Source organism: Microbacterium oleivorans, from assembly GCF_001691565.1.
GTDB lineage: Bacteria > Actinomycetota > Actinomycetes > Actinomycetales > Microbacteriaceae > Microbacterium > Microbacterium oleivorans_B.
In genome coordinates this window covers 160,321-177,147 of sequence record NZ_MAYO01000002.1, presented here as the reverse complement: position 1 = coordinate 177,147, position 16,827 = coordinate 160,321, and the positions used below count along the sequence as shown (strand labels likewise).

Genomic DNA, 16,827 nt, shown 5'->3' with positions numbered 1-16,827 from the left:
GATGAAGGTTCATCATGCCCAAGGGGGAACACCGATGGATAGTGCAAATCAGTCAAGCGCGTCGCGGCGAGGTCTTCCTCGGACTGTGACAACTGCGATGGTGACAATCGGTCTACTCCTCGCCGGGATAACCGGCGCAGCTCCCGCGCAAGCCGTGCCGTACAACCCGACCGGGCAGACCTGGGTTAAGGAAAGCTCAAGGTCTTACTGTTACACCGTCAGCGGATGGTCTGACTGCTACACAGAAACGACCTACCGCAGAACGTCTGGCTTCTGCGCAAAGCCGGCAGGCAACCTCACGGGGGGCCTTCTTGCCTGGTACTCGTACTGCTACAAAACCGTCAAGGTCCGGCGCTAAGCCGCGTGGGGCTCGACGCGCGCCTCGCGGACTGATCAGCCGTCGATAACCGCGACGAGCTCGTCGAGGAAGCCGGCGAAGCTCGTGCCGCGGCGGAGGATCCGCTGCACGCTGTCGCGCTCGCTGAACACCTCGACGAACTGCTCGAAGACGGTCTGGAACGCCTCGCGATCCGACTCGGAGAACGCCACCATCGCAACGACCTGCACGCGCCCGTCGCCCCATCGGATCGACGGGTCCGCGAGACCGACCGCGATCGCCGTGCGCGTGGCGGTCATGCCGATGGCGTGCGGGACGGCGAGCGCGTCGGTGAACGCCGTCGACGAGATCCGCTCCCGCTCCAGCGTGCGGTCCACGTAGTCCTCGGTGATGACGCCCTGCGCGGCCAGCAGCCCGCCGAGACCGCGGATGACGGTCTCCTCGTCGGCGTCGGCGGGCAGCCGCGACACGAACGCATCGGGCGAGAAGTAGCGCTCGAGCTCTGCGCGCAGCCCCGCGAGGCGCCGCGCTCGGCGCGCGCGAGCGGCGGCCACCTGCACGCGTTCCACGTCGGGCTCGGTGAGGAAGGGCTGGATCCGCACGACCCGCTCGGAGGGCTCGGGAGGATCGATCGTCGTGAGCACGAGGTCGGTGTCGACCCCTGCCCAATCGGGGTCGACGCGCGTCTCGACCGCGACGACCTCGATCTCGCGGCCGAGGGCACGATCGATGCTCGCGCGCAGCAGCTCGTGCATCTCGTAGTAGCCGGGGCAGACGAGCGTCGCCGTCAGCAGACGCGCCGACTGGCGCGAGCGCTCCAGACGGCCGCCGACGTGCATCGCGATGTAAGCGATCTCGTCCTCGTGGAGCGGCGCACCGACGACGACGCGGAGCTGCTCGGCGATGAAGACGGCGACGTCGAAGATCATCGGGTAGCTCGACTTCAGCGACCGGGTGAGCGCGTTCCGCGACCACGCTCGGTCCTGGGCGCGCTGGCGCAGGTTCTGGACGTGCAGGGACAGCCGCAGGATGAAGTCGTCGTGGTCGATGTCGACGAGGAACTCGGATGCCGCACGCGCGACGACCGCGCGCACGGCCGCTTCGACGTCGGCATCCAGTCGATCGCGGATGACGGCGTCGGGCTCCGCGGCGCCCGGTGCGACGACGCGCGTCTGGACGAGCGCGGCCAGGTGGTCCCGGTCACCGTCGCCGAGGTGGACGCCCAAGTGCGTCACGGCGAGGCGGTCGAGCAGGTCGGCGATCCGGCTGCGGGCGGCGGAGTCGCCGACCGGTGCACCGTCGAGTCCGCGGCCCCGTCCGACCCGGTCGGCGGCGATCGCGATGTGCATCATGACGTCGCCGATCCCGAATTCGTTGACGAGGTAGCCGAGCTCCCCGAGGCCCTCGACCAGCTCGGATTTGAATGCGCCCAGGGCCGAGGTCTCGGCGGTGTTCTCCCCCAGTGCACGTCGGAGCGCCCGGAGGTCGAAGGCGCCCTGCTCCATCTCGTCGTGGACGAGACGGCTGAGCAGACGGCGTTGGGCCATCTCGGTGCCCGAGAGTCGCACCCGTTCCGCGGAGCGTTCCAGGGTGAGCTGCGTGCCGCTCAGCAGGGCGCGCACCCGCCCGAGGTCGGACTCGAGCGTCGCTTCGCTGACATGGAAGTGCTGCGCCGCGGCGTACACGTCGACCCCGGCGGGGGCGTCGAGCAGGTCTCGCACGAGGCGGTGCAGTCGGTCGCGCGGCGTCTCCTCGGTGACCTTCCGCAGTGCGCCCGCAGCGCCTGCGCCGGCGCGATAGCCGGAGGCTCCGGACTCGACCGCATCCCCACCCGGCACGCGGGCGTTGAGAGCGGCGACGTAGGAGCGGATGCTGCGGGGCGTGACTCCCACGACGTCGGCGAGCTCGCCGGCCGTTCGCCACGCGGCATCCCGGATCAGGAGCGCCATGACCTGGTCCTGTCTCGCCCGGCTCACCCGTCCAGTCAACCATCTGCGCGACCAGGGGGTTTCCTCCCCCGCGGAAGAACGGCTGGTTGTCCCTTCCTGGGAGTCGGATGAGAATGACAAGGAGACAAGGAGGCGGATCGATGAAGATCCTCGTCGTCTGCGGCGCCGGTGCGTCGAGCACGTTCGTCGCCCAGCGTCTGCGGCACGCCGCACAGCGCGAAGGCAGGGACCTGTTCGTCCGCGCGGGAGTGCCCGGCATGGTCGCCACGGAGGCCGACGCCGGCGACGTGGTGCTCGTGGGTCCGCACCTCGCCTCCGCCCTCTCCGACATCGAACGGGATGCCGCCACCCGACAGGCGCGTGCTGTTCTGCTGCCGGAGGACGTCTTCGGCGATCGTGACGGAACCCGCACGCTCGCCCTCGTGACGGCGGCGATGGACGCCGACCGCAGTGAAAGGACCCCGCGATGAGCGCACCGGCCAGCCGGACCGTGAGGATCGGCTCCTCCAACGGTCTGCACGCCCGCCCCGCGAAGATGTTCGCGCAGGCCGCGAAGGATGCCGGCATCCCCGTCACGATCTCGAAAGGATCCGGCGGAGCGGTCAACGCGGCCAGCATCCTCAGCGTGATCTCGCTCGGCGCCGAGAACGGCGACTACGTGACGCTCACCGCAGACGGCACGAACGCCGAAGAGGTACTCGACGCCCTCACCGAACTTCTGACCACCGACCACGACGCCTGAGGGACACATGACTGAGCTTCGAGGAGTAGGAATCGGCCTGGGCGTGAGCCACGGCCCCATCGCACGGATGGCGGAGCCGCTGCCGGCGCCGAAGGACGAGAAGAGCGCACGGAGCGCCGACGAGGAGACCGCGCGCGTCCGCGCCGCGATCGAGGCGGTCGCCCGCGAACTGGAGCAGCGCGGCGAGACCGCAGGCGGCGCAGCGCAGGAGGTGCTCGAGGCGCAGGCCATGATGGCCGAGGACCCGGCGCTCGAAGAAGAGGTCACGAACCGCATCGGCGCCGGCAAGACCGCCGAGTTCGCCGTCTTCGACGCCTTCGCGTCGTTCCGCGACACGCTCTCCGCGATGGGCGGCTACCTCGGCGAGCGCGCCGCCGACCTCGACGACGTCGCCCAGCGCGTCATCGCGCACCTCCGGGGCGTCGCCGCTCCCGGAGTCCCCGACCCGGGGCATCCGTTCGTCCTGGTGGCCAAGGACCTCGCTCCCGCCGACACCGCGCTCCTCGACCTCGACAAGGTCCTCGCGCTCGTGACGACCGAGGGCGGGCCGACCTCGCACACCGCGATCCTCGCCCGTGAGAAGTCCATCGTCGCGGTCGTCGGCGTCCGCGGTGCGGCTGACCTCGCCGAAGGCGAGACGGTCGTCGTCGACGCCGCAGCCGGCGTCGTCACCACCCAGCCGACCGATGACGACATCGCCCAGGCCGAACGTCGTGAGGCGGACCGCGCCGCCGCGGCGGACGCGCCCATCACGCCGGGTGCGCTCGCGGACGGGACCGCCGTGCCGCTGCTCGCGAACCTCGGCAAGCCGCAGGACGCCGCGAAGGCCGTCGAGCTCGGCGCCGAGGGCGTGGGCCTGTTCCGCACCGAGTTCCTCTTCCTGAGCTCGTCACAGGCGCCGACCGTCGAGGAGCAGACGAAGGCGTACACCGAGCTGCTGCAGGCGTTCCCCGGCAAGAAGGTCGTCGTCCGCGCACTGGATGCCGGTGCCGACAAGCCGCTCGCCTTCCTCAACGACGCGCACGAGGAGAACCCGGCGCTCGGCCTCCGCGGTCTCCGCGCACTGCGCGCCAGCGAGGACATCCTGCGCGAGCAGCTCACCGCCCTCGCGAACGCGGATGCCGCCACCGAGGCCGACCTCTGGGTCATGGCTCCGATGGTGTCGACCGTCGAGGAGACCGAGTACTTCGTCACCCTCGCGAAGGAGTACGGCATCAAGACGGCAGGCGTCATGGTCGAGGTCCCCTCGTCCGCGCTGCTCGCCGACAAGGTCCTCGCCCACGCCGACTTCGCCTCGATCGGGACGAACGACCTGACCCAGTACACGCTGGCGGCCGACCGCCTGCTGGGTTCGGTCTCCTCGTTCCAGGACCCGTGGCATCCCGCCGTCCTGCACCTCGTCAAGGCGACGGGCGACGGCGGACGCGCCACCGGCAAGCCGATCGGCATCTGCGGTGAGGCCGCGGCCGACCCGCTGCTCGCCGTCGTCCTCGTCGGCCTCGGCGCGACGACGCTCTCTATGGCACCGACGGCGCTCGCAGACGTACGCGCCACCCTCTTGCACCACAGCCTCGACGACGCCGAGCGCATCGCCGAAGCAGCCCTCGCCGCATCCGATGCGGCATCCGCCCGAGCCGCGGCCCAGGACGCCGCAGCACAGCACACCGCCGCATGAACCGCGGCACACCAAAGGAGACACAGCACATGTCAACGGCGACTACAGCCACACGCGGTCCGAGCCGCGCACGCGTCGGCGTGCAGCGATTCGGAACCTTCCTGTCGGGCATGATCATGCCCAACATCGCGGCGTTCATCGCATGGGGCTTCATCACCATGCTCTTCATCCCCGATGGGTTCTTCGGTGCCAACAGTCCCTTCGGCTGGCACTGGTTCCCGGTCGCGGAGATCCTCGGCGGCGGTGGCGACGTCGCCGCCATCGGTTGGGAGGGTGCACGCACCACCCTGACGGAAGGCGACAACGGCACCTATACGGGCTACGTCGGCATCGTCGGGGCGATGGTGACCTACCTTCTGCCCCTTCTGATCGCGAACACCGCCGGCCGGATGGTCTACGACGCCCGCGGTGGTGTCGTGGCGACGATCGCCGTCATGGGTGTCATCGTCGGCACCGACCAGCCGATGTTCCTCGGCGCGATGATCATGGGCCCGCTCGCCGCGTGGGTCACCAAGCAGATGGACAAGCTGTGGGACGGCAAGATCAAGCCCGGCTTCGAGATGCTCGTCAACAACTTCTCCGCGGGCATCCTCGGCATGCTCCTCGCGATCTTCGGCTTCTTCGCATTCGGTCCGCTCATGCTCGGAATCGGCCGACTGCTCGGCGGGATCGTCGACTGGCTCGTGTCGCTCAGCCTGCTGCCGCTGCTGTCGATCTTCGTCGAGCCGGCGAAGGTGCTCTTCCTCAACAACGCCATCAACCACGGTGTGTTCACGCCGCTGGCCCTCCAGCAGGTCGAGGATGCCGGCAAGTCGATCCTGTTCCTCATCGAGGCGAACCCCGGCCCGGGCCTCGGCCTGCTGCTCGCGTTCACGTTCTTCGGCGTCGGACAGGCGAAGGCATCCGCACCGGGCGCCGCCATCATCCAGTTCGTCGGCGGCATCCACGAGATCTACTTCCCGTACGCACTGAGCAAGCCCGCCACGATCCTCGCGCTGATCGCCGGTGGCGCAAGCGGTGTGACCGTCAACATGCTGTTCAACGGCGGACTCCAGTTCCCCGCCGCTCCCGGCAGCATCATCGCGGTCACGGCGGCGGCGATCGGCGCCGGCGTGCCGAACCTGCTCGTCGTCTACGCATCCGTCGTCGTCGCAGCTGTCGTCACGTTCCTCATCACCGCTGTCATCCTGCGGGCGTCCCGCAAGCGCGACCTCGCCGCCGAGGGTGACACCTTCGACGCCGCGATCGCTCAGACCGAGGCCAACAAGGGCAAGTCCTCGTCCGCGATGGACGCCCTCCGCGGCTCGGGTACGGCGACAGCCGCCGCATCCGCCCCTGCCGGCACCGCCGTCGCCGAGCGCGAGATCACGAACGTCGTGTTCGCGTGCGACGCCGGCATGGGATCGTCCGCGATGGGCGCGAGCGTGCTCCGCAACAAGTTCAAGAAGGCGGGCGTCGAGGGCGTCACGGTCACCAACAAGGCGATCGCGAACCTCGACCCGTCGGCCGACCTGGTCATCACGCAGCAGCAGCTGACCGACCGTGCGCGCGGGGTCACCCCCGACTCCCTGCACGTCTCGGTCGACAACTTCATGAACTCGCCGAAGTACGACGAGGTCGTCGAGATGGTGCGTCGCCAGCGCGGCGACGCCTGATGCACACCGCTGCGGGGTCGGGAACAATGGTCCCGACCCCGCAGCATCCTTTTTTCCACCCCCTCAGAAGGAGAACGTCATGGCTCGCGAAGTCCTCACCCTCGGCCAGATCCGCATCCACTCCGGCTCCGTCAGCCAGGAACAGGCCATGAAGGAGGCCGCCGACATCCTCGAGGCCGCCGGCGCCGTGACGAGCGCCTACTTCGATGCGATGCAGCAGCGCGAGGTCGCCGTCTCGACCTATATGGGCAACGAGCTCGCGATCCCCCACGGAACCAACGAGACGAAAGAGGCCATCCTCGACTCCGCACTCTCCTTCGTCCGCTACGACGGCGGAGTGGACTGGGGCGGCGAGCACGTCTCGTTCGTCGTCGGCATCGCCGGCAAGGGCGACGAGCACCTCGAGATCCTCTCGCAGATCGCGCTCCTGTTCTCCGAGGACGACGAGGTCGCGAAGCTCAAGGCCGCGCAGACGCCCGAGGAGCTCTACGAGCTGCTCGCGACGGTGAACAACGCATGAAAGCCGTCCACTTCGGCGCCGGCAACATCGGGCGCGGCTTCGTCGGCCTGCTCCTGCACGAAGGCGGGTACGACCTCGTCTTCTCCGACGTCGCCCCGACCCTCGTCGAGACCATCAACGCGGCATCCGAATACACCGTCCACGAGGTCGGACCGGGCGGAGGAGACAAGACCGTCACCGGTTTCCGCGCGCTGAACAGCCAGGCCGATCCGGATGCGGTCGCCGACGAGGTCGCTTCGGCCGACGTCGTGACGACCGCCGTCGGGCCCAACATCCTGCCGTTCGTCGCACCGCACATCCTCGAGGGCCTCGCCCGGCGCGCCGCCGACGCGAAGCCGCTGCAGGTCATGGCGTGCGAGAACGCGATCGGCGCCACCGACACCCTGCGCGGCGAGATCGAGAAGCTCGCCGGTGATGCCTGGGGCGACCTCTCCACGCGCGCCGTGTTCGCCAACACCGCCGTCGACCGCATCGTCCCCGGCCAGCCCGAGGGCGCCGGCGTCGACGTGACGGTCGAGCCGTTCTTCGAGTGGGCCATCGAGCGCGGACCGTTCGGCGACGACCTGCCGAACATCCCCGGCGCTCACTTCGTCGACGACCTCGCTCCCTACATCGAGCGGAAGCTCTTCACGGTCAACACCGGCCACGCCGCCACCGCCTACTTCGGCGCTGCCGCGGGGATCACTCGGATCTCCGATGCTCTGACGGACCCCGGCATCCGGAGCAAGGTCGAGCAGGCGCTGGAGGAGACCTCCGCCTTCCTCGCGGCCGCGCACGGGCTCGACCCGGCCGAGCTCGCCGAGTACCGAGCGACGATCCTCGAGCGGTTCTCGAACGAAGCCCTGCCCGACACCGTGCAGCGCGTCGGCCGCCAGCCGCTGCGCAAGCTGTCGCGCCACGAGCGCTTCGTCGGCCCCGCCTCTGCTGCCGCCGAGCGCGGTCTCGGCGTCGACGGACTCATCGCCGCGATCGCGGCCGCACTGCGCTTCGAGGACGCCGCCGACCCGCAGGCCGTCGAGTTGCAGGAGCGCATCCGGACCGAGGATGCCGCGGCCTTCACGGCATCCGTCACCGGTCTCGAGCCGAGCCACCCCCTGTTCGCTCGCGTACAGGAGGAAGTCGCCCAGCGGCAGACCGAACTCGGCGTCTACAGCGCGTGAGCGCCTCGAAGCGGCCCCGCTCGCGGGCACGGCGCATCGTCTCGATCGTGCTGCTGTCCGTAGCGGGGCTGCTCGTCGCCGGCGTCCTCGGCATCGTGATCTGGAGCCAGGTCGGCGTCATGGGCGCCGAGGCCGGACCGCTCGCCTCGGTGCGCGAGGACGACCGGGTCGCCGTGTCCGACACCGGCGGCAACGTGGTGATGTCGCCGGCCTCCGGGGAGAGCACCGTCGGGCTGGTCTTCATCCCCGGCGCAAAGGTCGACGCCGAGGCGTACGAGGCGAAGCTGTCGGGACTCGTCGCCGAGGACGGGATGACGGTCGTCATCACCCGCCCCTGGCTGAACCTCGCCTTCTTCGACCCCCGGCCGTTGTCGACGTTCACCGATGCCGCGCCCCGCGTCGACACCTGGCTCGTCGGCGGACACTCCCTCGGCGGGGTGCGCGCGTGCCAGCTCGCACCGGATGCCGACGGCCTGGTGCTGTTCGCCTCGTACTGCGCGAACGATCTGTCGGATTCCGGCCTGCCGACGCTCAGTATCTCGGGCTCCGAGGACGGCCTCTCAACGCCGGAGAAGATCCAGGATGCCCGCGGCATGCTGCCCGCCGACGCGGAATTCGTCGAGATCCCCGGCGCTTCGCACGCCTCCTTCGGCGACTACGGCCCGCAGGCCGGCGACGGCACCCCCACGATCGACGACCCCGCCATGACGGCGGAGATCACGGCATCCGTCGCGGAATTGCTCGCCCGTCTCTGACTCGCGGTCGAAGTCCCACTCCGGCCGGGTACGCACCCGCGTTATCCGGCCAGAGTGGGACCTCGGCGGGTTACGGCGTCCATCCCGCCGCCCGGAGCGCTCCCGCGACCATGCGCACCGCGATCCGCCCGTCGCCGTGCAGATGGTGGCGCAGGATGCGAACGAGCACCCACCCCTGTTGGCGGATGTCGTCCCACCGGTCGGCATCGCGCTCGAACTGCGCACGATCCTCCGCATGCTGCCGCCCGTCGTACTCCACTGCGACCCGCCAGGGTGCGTAGGCGAGGTCGAGGCGGGCGACGAACCGCCCGTCCGGCGCCGTGATGACGGGGTTCAGGAGCGGCTCAGGCAGCCCTGCGGCACACAGGACGAGCCGCAGCCGGGTCTCGGTCGGTGACTCGGCTCCGACACGGACATCAGCCAACGCCGACTCGAGCGCTGCTTGTCCGCGCCCTGATCCCGTCACCACCTCGCGTGTCAGCTCGTCGAGGGTGACCACCCCCTGTCGTCCGACGAGGAAGTCCCCGGCGACGACGAGCTCGGTACGACCCCACCACGATGCGACATGACGCCACGCCTTCACCGAATGCTCGACGCGCAGCCCGTCGACGACGCGGATGTCCGGTGTGCGCTGACCGAGGCGATGACCGACGACGCCCGCGACGCGCGGCTCACGATCAGGCCGACGCGCGGCGACGTGGAGCAGACGCGACCGGCGATCGGATGGCATGGGGACCCCGTAGAGGGCGAGGGCCGTGCTGTGGCTGAAGAACTGCCACGGCCGCATCCGGGAAGCGTGACCGACGGCATCCGCTCGGAGTCACGCCTCCCCACCCCTCGGGGACAGCCCTCGCGACGCTGGGGCTGGGGAGAAAGGGCGAGGTCCCGATCGGGCTGGGTATGAGAGCGCCATACCCGGCCCGATCGGGACCTCGAAACCCCCGTCAGGCCGAGAAGCCCTCGCCGATCAGCTCGATGAGCTCCTCGCGCTCCTCGATCGTCAGGAAGGCGGCCGCCGCAGCGTTCAGCTGGAACGCCTCGAGGTCGTCGAGCGTGTACTCGAATGCGTCGGCGAGGAGCTTCAGCTCGCGGGTCAGCGAGGTGCGGCTCATGGTGCGGTTGTCGACGTTCACGGTGACGGCGAAGCCGAGCTGGTACAGCAGGTCGAAGGGGTGGTCCTCGAGCTGCGTGCCCCACGCGGCGATCGCGCCGGTCTGCAGGTTCGACGACGGCGAGAGCTCCAGCGGGATCTCCCGGTCGCGCACCCAGCGGGCCAGGTCGCCGAAGCGGACCTGCACCTCCTCGCCCTTCTGCTCGACGACGTCGAGGTCCTCGGCGATGCGGACACCGTGCCCGAGGCGCAGCGCGCGCCCATCGATCAGCGCGGAGCGGATGGAATCGAGACCGGCCGCCTCACCGGCGTGGACCGTGGCGGGGAAGAAGACGGATGCCAGGTAGTCGAACGCGGGGCGCAGGTTCGACGGCGGGAACCCCGCCTCGGGGCCGGCGATGTCGAACCCGACAGCCCCCCGTCCGCGGTGGCGGACGGCGAGCTCGGCGATCTCGAGAGACCGGTCGGTGTGTCGCATCGCAGTGATGAGCTGACCGACGCGGATGTCGCGGCCCGATCCCTCGATCGAGTCCTCGCCCTCCTCGATGCCCTCCTGCACGGCTTCCACGACCTCATCGAGGCTCAGGCCGCCCTGCAGGTGCTGCTCGGGGGCCCACCGCACCTCGCCGTAGATCACGCCGTCGGCGGCGAGATCCTCGACGAACTCCTTCGCGACCCGACGCAGTCCGTCCCGGGTCTGCATGACCGCGACGGTCAGGTCGAACGTCTTCAGGTATTCGACGAGCGAGCCGGAGTCCGACTGGTCCTCGAACCAGTCGGCGAGGTCGTCGGCCGCAGCCTCGGGGACCTCGACGCCCGCCTCCTCGGCGAGCTCGATGATCGTCTGCGGGCGCAGCGCACCATCGAGGTGGTCGTGCAGCGACACCTTGGGGAGCGAGCGGATAGAGACGCCCTCGAGCTTCGCGTCACCGTGCTGATCGATGGCCATTGTGCAGTCCTGTCGTGAGGGGTTCAGGCGGTGATGCGCTCGAGGACGAGCGGGGTGGATGCCGGGGCTTCCGCACCGATCTCCCAGGCACCGTCGAGCGCCTCGGCGGCACGCGCGAACCTCTTGTCATCCTCGGCGAGGAGGGTGAACAGCGGTTGTCCGGCGGTCACGGTGTCGCCCGGCTTCACGTGCAGGTCGATGCCGGCGGCGTGGATGACGGGGTCCTGTGCGCGGGCGCGTCCGGCGCCGAGACGCCAGGCGGCGATCCCGAACGGGAGGGCTTCGAGCCGCGTGACCACGCCGGACTCGGTCGCGGTGACGGTGTGAGTCTCACGGGCGGTCGGGAGTGCGGCATCCGGATCGCCGTCCTGCGCCCGGATCATCCGTCGCCACGAGTCCATGGCGCGGCCGTCCTTCAGCGCGGCCTCCACGTCGGCGTCGGGCTGACCTGCGAGGGCGAGCATCTCGCGCGCGAGCGCGACCGTCAGCTCGACGACGTCGGCGGGGCCGCCGCCGGCGAGCACCTCGACGGACTCGCGGACCTCGTTGGCGTTGCCGATGGCGAGGCCGAGGGGCGTGTTCATGTCGGTGAGCAGTGCGGTCGTGGCGACGCCCGAGTCGGTGCCGAGCGCGACCATCGTGCGCGCGAGCTCGCGTGCCTTGTCGACGTCCTGCATGAACGCGCCGGAGCCGAACTTCACGTCGAGGACGAGCGAGTCGGTGCCCTCGGCGATCTTCTTCGACATGATGCTCGAGGCGATGAGCGGGATCGCCTCGACCGTGCCGGTGACGTCGCGGAGCGCGTAGAGGCGCTTGTCCGCCGGCGCGAGACCCGAGCCGGCCGCGCAGATGACGGCGCCGACGTCGCGCATCTGCGCGATCATCTCGTCGTTGCTGAGGGCTGCGCGCCAGCCGGGGATGGCCTCGAGCTTGTCGAGCGTCCCGCCGGTGTGGCCGAGGCCGCGGCCCGACAGCTGGGGCACGGCGACGCCGAACGCCGCGACGAGCGGGGCGAGCGGGAGGGTGATCTTGTCGCCCACACCGCCGGTGGAGTGCTTGTCGACGGTCGGCTTGCCGAGGCCTGCGAAGCTCATCCGCTCCCCCGACGCGATCATCGCGTCGGTCATGACGCGGATCTCGTCGCGGCTCATGCCGTTGAGCAGGACCGCCATCGCGAACGCGGCCATCTGCGAGTCGGCGACGTACTCCCGCGTGTACGCGTCGATCATCCAGCGCAAGGCCTCCTCGGGGACCGCTCCGCCGTCGCGCTTGGTGCGGATGACGTCGACGGCGTCGAACGCCTCGACCGCGCTCATCGGGCGGCCTCCAGGTCGCGGGGACCGAAGGCGTCGGGCAGGACCTCGTCGATCGTGCGGATACCCGAGACCGTCTCGAGCAGCATCCCGGGGATCGCGAACTCGTTGAGCAGCTGCCGGCAGCGCCCGCACGGCATGATCGTCTCGCCGTCGTTGTTGACGCACACGAACGCGACGAGCTCGCCGCCGCCGGTCATGTGGAGGTTCCCGACCAGGCCGCACTCGGCGCACAGGCCGACGCCGTAGGACGCGTTCTCGACGTTGCAGCCGGTCACGATCCGCCCGTCGCTCACGAGCGCCGCGGCGCCCACTCGGTAACGGGAGTACGGCGCGTACGCCTTCTCCATGGCCTCGACGGCTGCCGAACGCAGCTCGTCCCAATCGATGTCGGTCACGACTTCTTCCTCTGTAGATGAGCGGATGCCGCGGGTCGCGGCATCCCGTGTCAGCCCTTGATGTAGGGCTTGCCCGCTGCCGCGGGTCCGCGGATCTGGCCGGCGAACCCGGCGACCGCGAGGATCGTCACGACGTACGGCAGCATCAGCATGAATTCGCTGGGGATGGGGGTGTCCAGCACGGTGAGCTGATTCTGCAGGTTCGTCGCGAACCCGAACAAGAGCGCGGCGAGCGTCGCGCGGATCGGATCCCACCGCCCGAAGATGACGGCGGCGAGGGCGATGAAGCCGAGGCCGGCGGTCATCTCCTTGCCGAACTGGGGCACGGAGACGAGCGTGAAGTACGCACCGCCGATTCCGGCGATCGCGCCCGCGAGCGAGACGTTCCAGAACCGCGTCATGTTGACCTTGATGCCCACCGTGTCGGCCGCCTGCGGGTGCTCCCCCACGGCGCGGAGGCGGAGGCCCCAGCGCGTGCGGTACAGGCCCCACGAGACCACGGCGACCGTGATGTACATGAGGTACACGATGAAGGTCTGGTTGAACAGGACCGGGCCGATGATCGGGATCTCGCTCAGGAGCGGGATCTCGATGCGGCCGAACCGCTCGGGCTGGTTCAGGGTGTCCTCGTTGGGAACGAGCAGCGCCCCGTACAGGAATCCGGTGAGTCCGGTGACGAGGACATTGAGGACGACGCCGACGATCACCTGATCGACGAGGTACTTGATGGCGAACGCCGCGAGGACGAACGACACCAGGACGCCACCGATCATCGCCCCGAACAGACCGACGAAGGGGTTGCCGGTGATGCTCGACAGGAGGGCCGCCGAGAAGGCGCCGAGGAGCAGCTGCCCCTCGATGGCGACGTTGACGACACCGACGCGTTCGCCGATGACGCCGCCCAGGGCGCCGAACACGAGCGGGACCGACAGCGAGACGGCACCGAACAGGAGGCTCGTGACGGGGAAGATCCCGCCGGCCGCGGCCCACACGATGAACGCCACGACGGCGATCACCGAGAAGGCGGTGGTCAGCCAGAGCGGCGTCCGGCGGTAGTTCCACGCGTTCCAGCCGGCGAGGGCCGCGAGCACCACCAGGAGGACGACCATCACCCAACTCGTCGCCCCCGTGGGGACGGCGAGGTCGGGCACGGCGATGGACGACGTCGCGTCACCGAGTCGGAACGTCGTGGTGACGCCGCGAGGCACCAGCAGGAACAGCAGCGCCATGAGGACGACGACGACGCCGAACACGAGGGGCACCTTGATGTGCCGTTCCTTGACGACGGCCAGCTGGATGGTGCCGTCGGACTCGAGTGCGGGAGCAGGAGCGCTCATGCCGACACCGCCTTCTTCGCGGCCTTGGCTCGCGCCTTGTCCGCCTTCTCGATCTCGGTCTTGGGCAGGAAGAACACGGCGCGCAGCAGGGGCGGCGCGGCGATGAAGAGCACGACGAGCGACTGGACGACGAGCACGATGTCGACCGGGATGCCCTGCGCCTGCATCGAGAACGACCCCGCCTTGAGTGCGCCGAACAGGATGCCGGCGGCGAAGGTCCCCCACGCGCGGCTGCGTCCGAGCAGGGCCACGGTGATCGCGTCGAAGCCGATGCCGGCGTCGATGGTCGCGGCGAAGCCGGTCGTGACGTTGCCCTGGATCTGGTTCATGGCCGCGAGACCGGCGAGGCCGCCGGCGAAGACCATGGCGTAGACGTAGATGCGCTCGACGTTGATGCCGCCCGCGCGTGCGGCATGGGGGTTCTCACCCACCGCGCGCATGCGCAGGCCCAGGCTGGAGCGCTCGATGAGCCACCAGACGAACACCGTCGCGATGACGACGATGACGAAGCCCCAGTCGAGCTGCGGGAACATCGGACCGAGCAGATCCGGGAACTGCGCGGTCGCGGGCGTCGGCTGCGACTGCGGCTGATTGGTCCCCTCGGCCTGCAGGAGTCCGGGGGTGCGCAGCATCCACAGGAGCAGGTAGTAGGCGACGTAGTTGAGCATGATCGTGAGGATCACCTCGTGCGCGCCGGTGCGTGCCTTCAGAAGGCCGACGAGACCGCCCCAGATCGCTCCGCCGAGGATGCCTGCGAGCAGCGTGATCGGCAGATGGATCAGCAGCGGCAGATCGAGGTTGAAGGCGAAGAACCCGGCGAAGAGGGCGCCGACGAGCATCTGACCGCGCGCACCGATGTTGAACAGGCCCACGCGGAACGCGAGCGCGACACCGAGGCCCGCGGCGATGAGAGGAGCGGCGAATCCGAGCGAGTTCGTCAGCGGCCGGATCTGCGCGGCGAAGTCCGTCACGCGAGGGTTGAAGATCGCGCCGCGGAACAGCGCTTCGTACCCGTTGTAGACCGCGTTCCACGCGGCGACGAGCGTGTCCGTGGGGCGCGCGAAGAAGTATCCACTGGTCCGCTCGACGTCTTCGTTGGTCACGGCGATGAGGATGCCGCCGACGATCAGCGCGAGGACGACGGCGAGGAGCGTGGTCACGGCGCTGCCGCGCATGAGTTCACGGAAGAAGACGTCGGTCCGCGAGGGCTCCTTCGGCTCCTTCTCCCCTGTCAGCGGTCCGCTCGCCGTCGGGAGTTGTTCGGCGGGGTGCGCCGCGTCGGCGGCGCCGGGCGTGGTGCCGCTCATGCAGCCACCTCCGGGTCGGTTGCGCCGGCCATCATGAGGCCGAGGGTGTCGCGGGGGGTGTCACCGGGAACGATGCCGACGACGCGGCCTCGGTACATGACAGCGATGCGGTCTGCGAGGGCCGTGACCTCGTCGAGTTCGGTCGAGACGACGATCACCGGGATGCCGGCATCCCGGGTCTCCACGATGCGCTTGTGGATGAACTCGATGGAGCCGACGTCCACGCCGCGCGTGGGCTGCGCGGCGACGAAGAGCTTGAGGTCGCGGCTCATCTCGCGAGCGATGACGACCTTCTGCTGGTTTCCGCCCGACAGCGTGCCTGCGGGAGTCTCCGGGCCGCGCGTGCGGATGTCGTACTCCTCGATGCGGGCGCGAGCGAACGCATCGAGCTCAGCGCGCCGGATGGTGCCTGCGCGAGAGAATGCCGGGTCGGTCGACCGGTCGAGGATGAGGTTCTCCGCGACGGAGAAGCCGCCCACCAGCCCGTCTTCCTTCCGGTCTTCGGGAACGAAGCCGACGCCGGCGTCGAGGATGCTGCGGACGGTCTTTCCCACCAGCTCGGTACCGTCGAGGCGGATCGACCCCTCGGTGCGGGCGGCGAGGCCGACGATCGCCTCGACCAACTCGGTCTGGCCGTTCCCTTGCACGCCTGCGACGGCGAGGATCTCCCCCGGCCGGACATCGAACGACACATCGTCGACGACGATCGCTCCGCTCGGAGTGAGCACGCGGAGATCGCGGACTTCGAGCCCGCCCTCTCGTACGGTGGCCGGCTCCTTCTGCACCGTGAGCTCGACGGCGCGACCCACCATCAACGACGCCAGCTCGGCGTTCGTCGCCGTGGGCGAGGCTGTGCCGACGATCTTGCCGAGCCGGACGACCGTGATCCGGTCCGCCACTTCGCGGACCTCGCGGAGCTTGTGGGTGATGAAGACGATGGACGTCCCCTCGTCGCGCAGCTGGCGCATGATCCCCATGAGCTCATCGGTCTCCTGCGGAGTGAGCACCGCGGTCGGCTCGTCGAAGACGAGGACCTTCGCGTCGCGCGAGAGCGCCTTGATGATCTCGACCCGCTGCTGGACGCCGACGGGAAGGTCGCCGACGAGCGCGTCCGGGTCGATCTGGAATCCGAACCGGTCCGCGACGGCGCGGACGTGATCGCGGGCCTGAGCCAGATCGAGGCGTCCGAGCCCCTTCGTCTTCTCGTGACCGAGCATCACGTTCTCGGCGACGGTGAAGACGGGGATGAGCATGAAGTGCTGATGCACCATGCCGATGCCGGCCGTCATCGCGTCGCCGGGACCCCGGAAATTCTGGACGGCGTCGTCCAGGAGGATCTGACCTTCATCGGCGCGGTACAGGCCGTACAGGACGTTCATGAGTGTGGATTTGCCGGCGCCGTTCTCACCGAGGAGAGCGTGGATCTCCCCCGGCTCGACCACGAGGTCGATGTGATCGTTGGCGACGAGGCTGCCGAATCTCTTGGTGATTCCGCGGAGCTCGAGCTTCATACGAGAACCCTATCCGGCGGGTGTCTGGAAGCACCCGCCAACGAATGTGGAGCGAACGGCACTCGGGGCGGGCAGCGTTGCGCTGCCCGCCCCGAGTGGGTGTCGTTC

The 16,827-nt window shown here is 69.5% G+C and carries 15 protein-coding genes; 7 read left to right on the top strand and 8 right to left on the bottom strand.

What is annotated here, in order from left to right:
• Positions 1-393: 393 nt before the first annotated feature.
• Positions 394-2,286, bottom strand: coding sequence for a BglG family transcription antiterminator (locus BBA86_RS01120; RefSeq protein ID WP_065569863.1), 1,893 nt, complete (start codon positions 2,284-2,286; stop codon positions 394-396).
• A 140-nt stretch (positions 2,287-2,426) separates the two neighbouring features.
• Between BBA86_RS01120 and BBA86_RS01115 the strand changes: the two genes are divergently transcribed.
• The 7 genes from BBA86_RS01115 to BBA86_RS01085 all read left to right on the top strand — a co-directional run bounded on the left by BBA86_RS01115 (position 2,427) and on the right by BBA86_RS01085 (position 8,793).
• Positions 2,427-2,756: a PTS sugar transporter subunit IIB gene (locus BBA86_RS01115; RefSeq protein ID WP_065569862.1), complete on the top strand. Its 330-nt coding sequence runs from the start codon at positions 2,427-2,429 to the stop codon at positions 2,754-2,756.
• Entirely contained in the window at positions 2,753-3,028 is a 276-nt protein-coding gene (locus BBA86_RS01110; RefSeq protein ID WP_065569861.1) for an HPr family phosphocarrier protein, read from the top strand. The genes BBA86_RS01115 and BBA86_RS01110 overlap by 4 nt, the downstream gene beginning before the upstream one ends.
• Positions 3,029-3,035: 7 nt before the next feature.
• The gene (gene ptsP, locus BBA86_RS01105) at positions 3,036-4,703 is read left to right on the top strand and encodes a phosphoenolpyruvate--protein phosphotransferase (RefSeq protein ID WP_083199390.1); all 1,668 of its coding nucleotides are present in this window, start codon (positions 3,036-3,038) and stop codon (positions 4,701-4,703) included.
• A 29-nt stretch (positions 4,704-4,732) separates the two neighbouring features.
• Positions 4,733-6,358 carry a PTS mannitol transporter subunit IICB gene (locus BBA86_RS01100; RefSeq protein WP_065569859.1) on the top strand — a complete coding sequence of 542 codons (1,626 nt, stop codon included), beginning with the start codon at positions 4,733-4,735 and terminating at the stop codon, positions 6,356-6,358.
• Positions 6,359-6,437: 79 nt separating this feature from the next.
• A complete protein-coding gene (locus tag BBA86_RS01095) occupies positions 6,438-6,878 on the top strand; it encodes a PTS sugar transporter subunit IIA (RefSeq protein WP_065569858.1) in 441 nt (146 codons plus the stop codon).
• Complete coding sequence (locus tag BBA86_RS01090; RefSeq protein ID WP_065569857.1) at positions 6,875-8,038, top strand: mannitol-1-phosphate 5-dehydrogenase; 1,164 nt, start codon at positions 6,875-6,877, stop codon at positions 8,036-8,038. The genes BBA86_RS01095 and BBA86_RS01090 overlap by 4 nt, the downstream gene beginning before the upstream one ends.
• Entirely contained in the window at positions 8,035-8,793 is a 759-nt protein-coding gene (locus tag BBA86_RS01085) for an alpha/beta hydrolase (RefSeq protein WP_065569856.1), read from the top strand. Before BBA86_RS01090 ends, BBA86_RS01085 begins: the two co-directional genes overlap by 4 nt.
• 70 nt (positions 8,794-8,863) lie before the next feature.
• On the opposite strand, the gene BBA86_RS01080 is transcribed toward BBA86_RS01085, so the two are convergent.
• From BBA86_RS01080 to BBA86_RS01050, 7 genes are all read right to left on the bottom strand, one after another.
• Positions 8,864-9,523, bottom strand: a complete 660-nt coding sequence (locus BBA86_RS01080; protein ID WP_141677820.1) for a hypothetical protein — start codon at positions 9,521-9,523, stop codon at positions 8,864-8,866.
• Positions 9,524-9,737: 214 nt separating this feature from the next.
• The gene (locus BBA86_RS01075) at positions 9,738-10,853 is read right to left on the bottom strand and encodes an adenosine deaminase (protein ID WP_065569854.1); all 1,116 of its coding nucleotides are present in this window, start codon (positions 10,851-10,853) and stop codon (positions 9,738-9,740) included.
• Positions 10,854-10,876: 23 nt separating this feature from the next.
• Positions 10,877-12,169, bottom strand: a complete 1,293-nt coding sequence (locus BBA86_RS01070) for a thymidine phosphorylase (RefSeq protein ID WP_065569853.1) — start codon at positions 12,167-12,169, stop codon at positions 10,877-10,879.
• Positions 12,166-12,591: a cytidine deaminase gene (locus BBA86_RS01065; protein WP_081626489.1), complete on the bottom strand. Its 426-nt coding sequence runs from the start codon at positions 12,589-12,591 to the stop codon at positions 12,166-12,168. The genes BBA86_RS01070 and BBA86_RS01065 overlap by 4 nt, the downstream gene beginning before the upstream one ends.
• Positions 12,592-12,614: 23 nt before the next feature.
• Positions 12,615-13,901, bottom strand: a complete 1,287-nt coding sequence (locus BBA86_RS01060; RefSeq protein ID WP_065569852.1) for an ABC transporter permease — start codon at positions 13,899-13,901, stop codon at positions 12,615-12,617.
• On the bottom strand, positions 13,898-15,208 hold the full coding sequence (locus BBA86_RS01055) for an ABC transporter permease (RefSeq protein WP_065569851.1): 1,311 nt from the start codon (positions 15,206-15,208) through the stop codon (positions 13,898-13,900). The genes BBA86_RS01060 and BBA86_RS01055 overlap by 4 nt, the downstream gene beginning before the upstream one ends.
• Positions 15,205-16,719: an ABC transporter ATP-binding protein gene (locus BBA86_RS01050; protein WP_065569850.1), complete on the bottom strand. Its 1,515-nt coding sequence runs from the start codon at positions 16,717-16,719 to the stop codon at positions 15,205-15,207. The genes BBA86_RS01055 and BBA86_RS01050 overlap by 4 nt, the downstream gene beginning before the upstream one ends.
• Between the last annotated feature and the right edge of the window lie 108 nt (positions 16,720-16,827).

What these genes read in the sequence shown, in the direction of transcription:
- BBA86_RS01120 (WP_065569863.1), bottom strand. Translation starts at nt 2,286, where the DNA reads ATGGCGCTCCTGATCCGGGATGCCGCGTGGCGAACGGCCGGCGAGCTC.
- BBA86_RS01115 (WP_065569862.1), top strand. Translation starts at nt 2,427, where the DNA reads ATGAAGATCCTCGTCGTCTGCGGCGCCGGTGCGTCGAGCACGTTCGTC.
- BBA86_RS01110 (WP_065569861.1), top strand. Translation starts at nt 2,753, where the DNA reads ATGAGCGCACCGGCCAGCCGGACCGTGAGGATCGGCTCCTCCAACGGT.
- ptsP (WP_083199390.1), top strand. Translation starts at nt 3,036, where the DNA reads ATGACTGAGCTTCGAGGAGTAGGAATCGGCCTGGGCGTGAGCCACGGC.
- BBA86_RS01100 (WP_065569859.1), top strand. Translation starts at nt 4,733, where the DNA reads ATGTCAACGGCGACTACAGCCACACGCGGTCCGAGCCGCGCACGCGTC.
- BBA86_RS01095 (WP_065569858.1), top strand. Translation starts at nt 6,438, where the DNA reads ATGGCTCGCGAAGTCCTCACCCTCGGCCAGATCCGCATCCACTCCGGC.
- BBA86_RS01090 (WP_065569857.1), top strand. Translation starts at nt 6,875, where the DNA reads ATGAAAGCCGTCCACTTCGGCGCCGGCAACATCGGGCGCGGCTTCGTC.
- BBA86_RS01080 (WP_141677820.1), bottom strand. Translation starts at nt 9,523, where the DNA reads ATGCCATCCGATCGCCGGTCGCGTCTGCTCCACGTCGCCGCGCGTCGG.
- BBA86_RS01075 (WP_065569854.1), bottom strand. Translation starts at nt 10,853, where the DNA reads ATGGCCATCGATCAGCACGGTGACGCGAAGCTCGAGGGCGTCTCTATC.
- BBA86_RS01070 (WP_065569853.1), bottom strand. Translation starts at nt 12,169, where the DNA reads ATGAGCGCGGTCGAGGCGTTCGACGCCGTCGACGTCATCCGCACCAAG.
- BBA86_RS01060 (WP_065569852.1), bottom strand. Translation starts at nt 13,901, where the DNA reads ATGAGCGCTCCTGCTCCCGCACTCGAGTCCGACGGCACCATCCAGCTG.
- BBA86_RS01055 (WP_065569851.1), bottom strand. Translation starts at nt 15,208, where the DNA reads ATGAGCGGCACCACGCCCGGCGCCGCCGACGCGGCGCACCCCGCCGAA.
- BBA86_RS01050 (WP_065569850.1), bottom strand. Translation starts at nt 16,719, where the DNA reads ATGAAGCTCGAGCTCCGCGGAATCACCAAGAGATTCGGCAGCCTCGTC.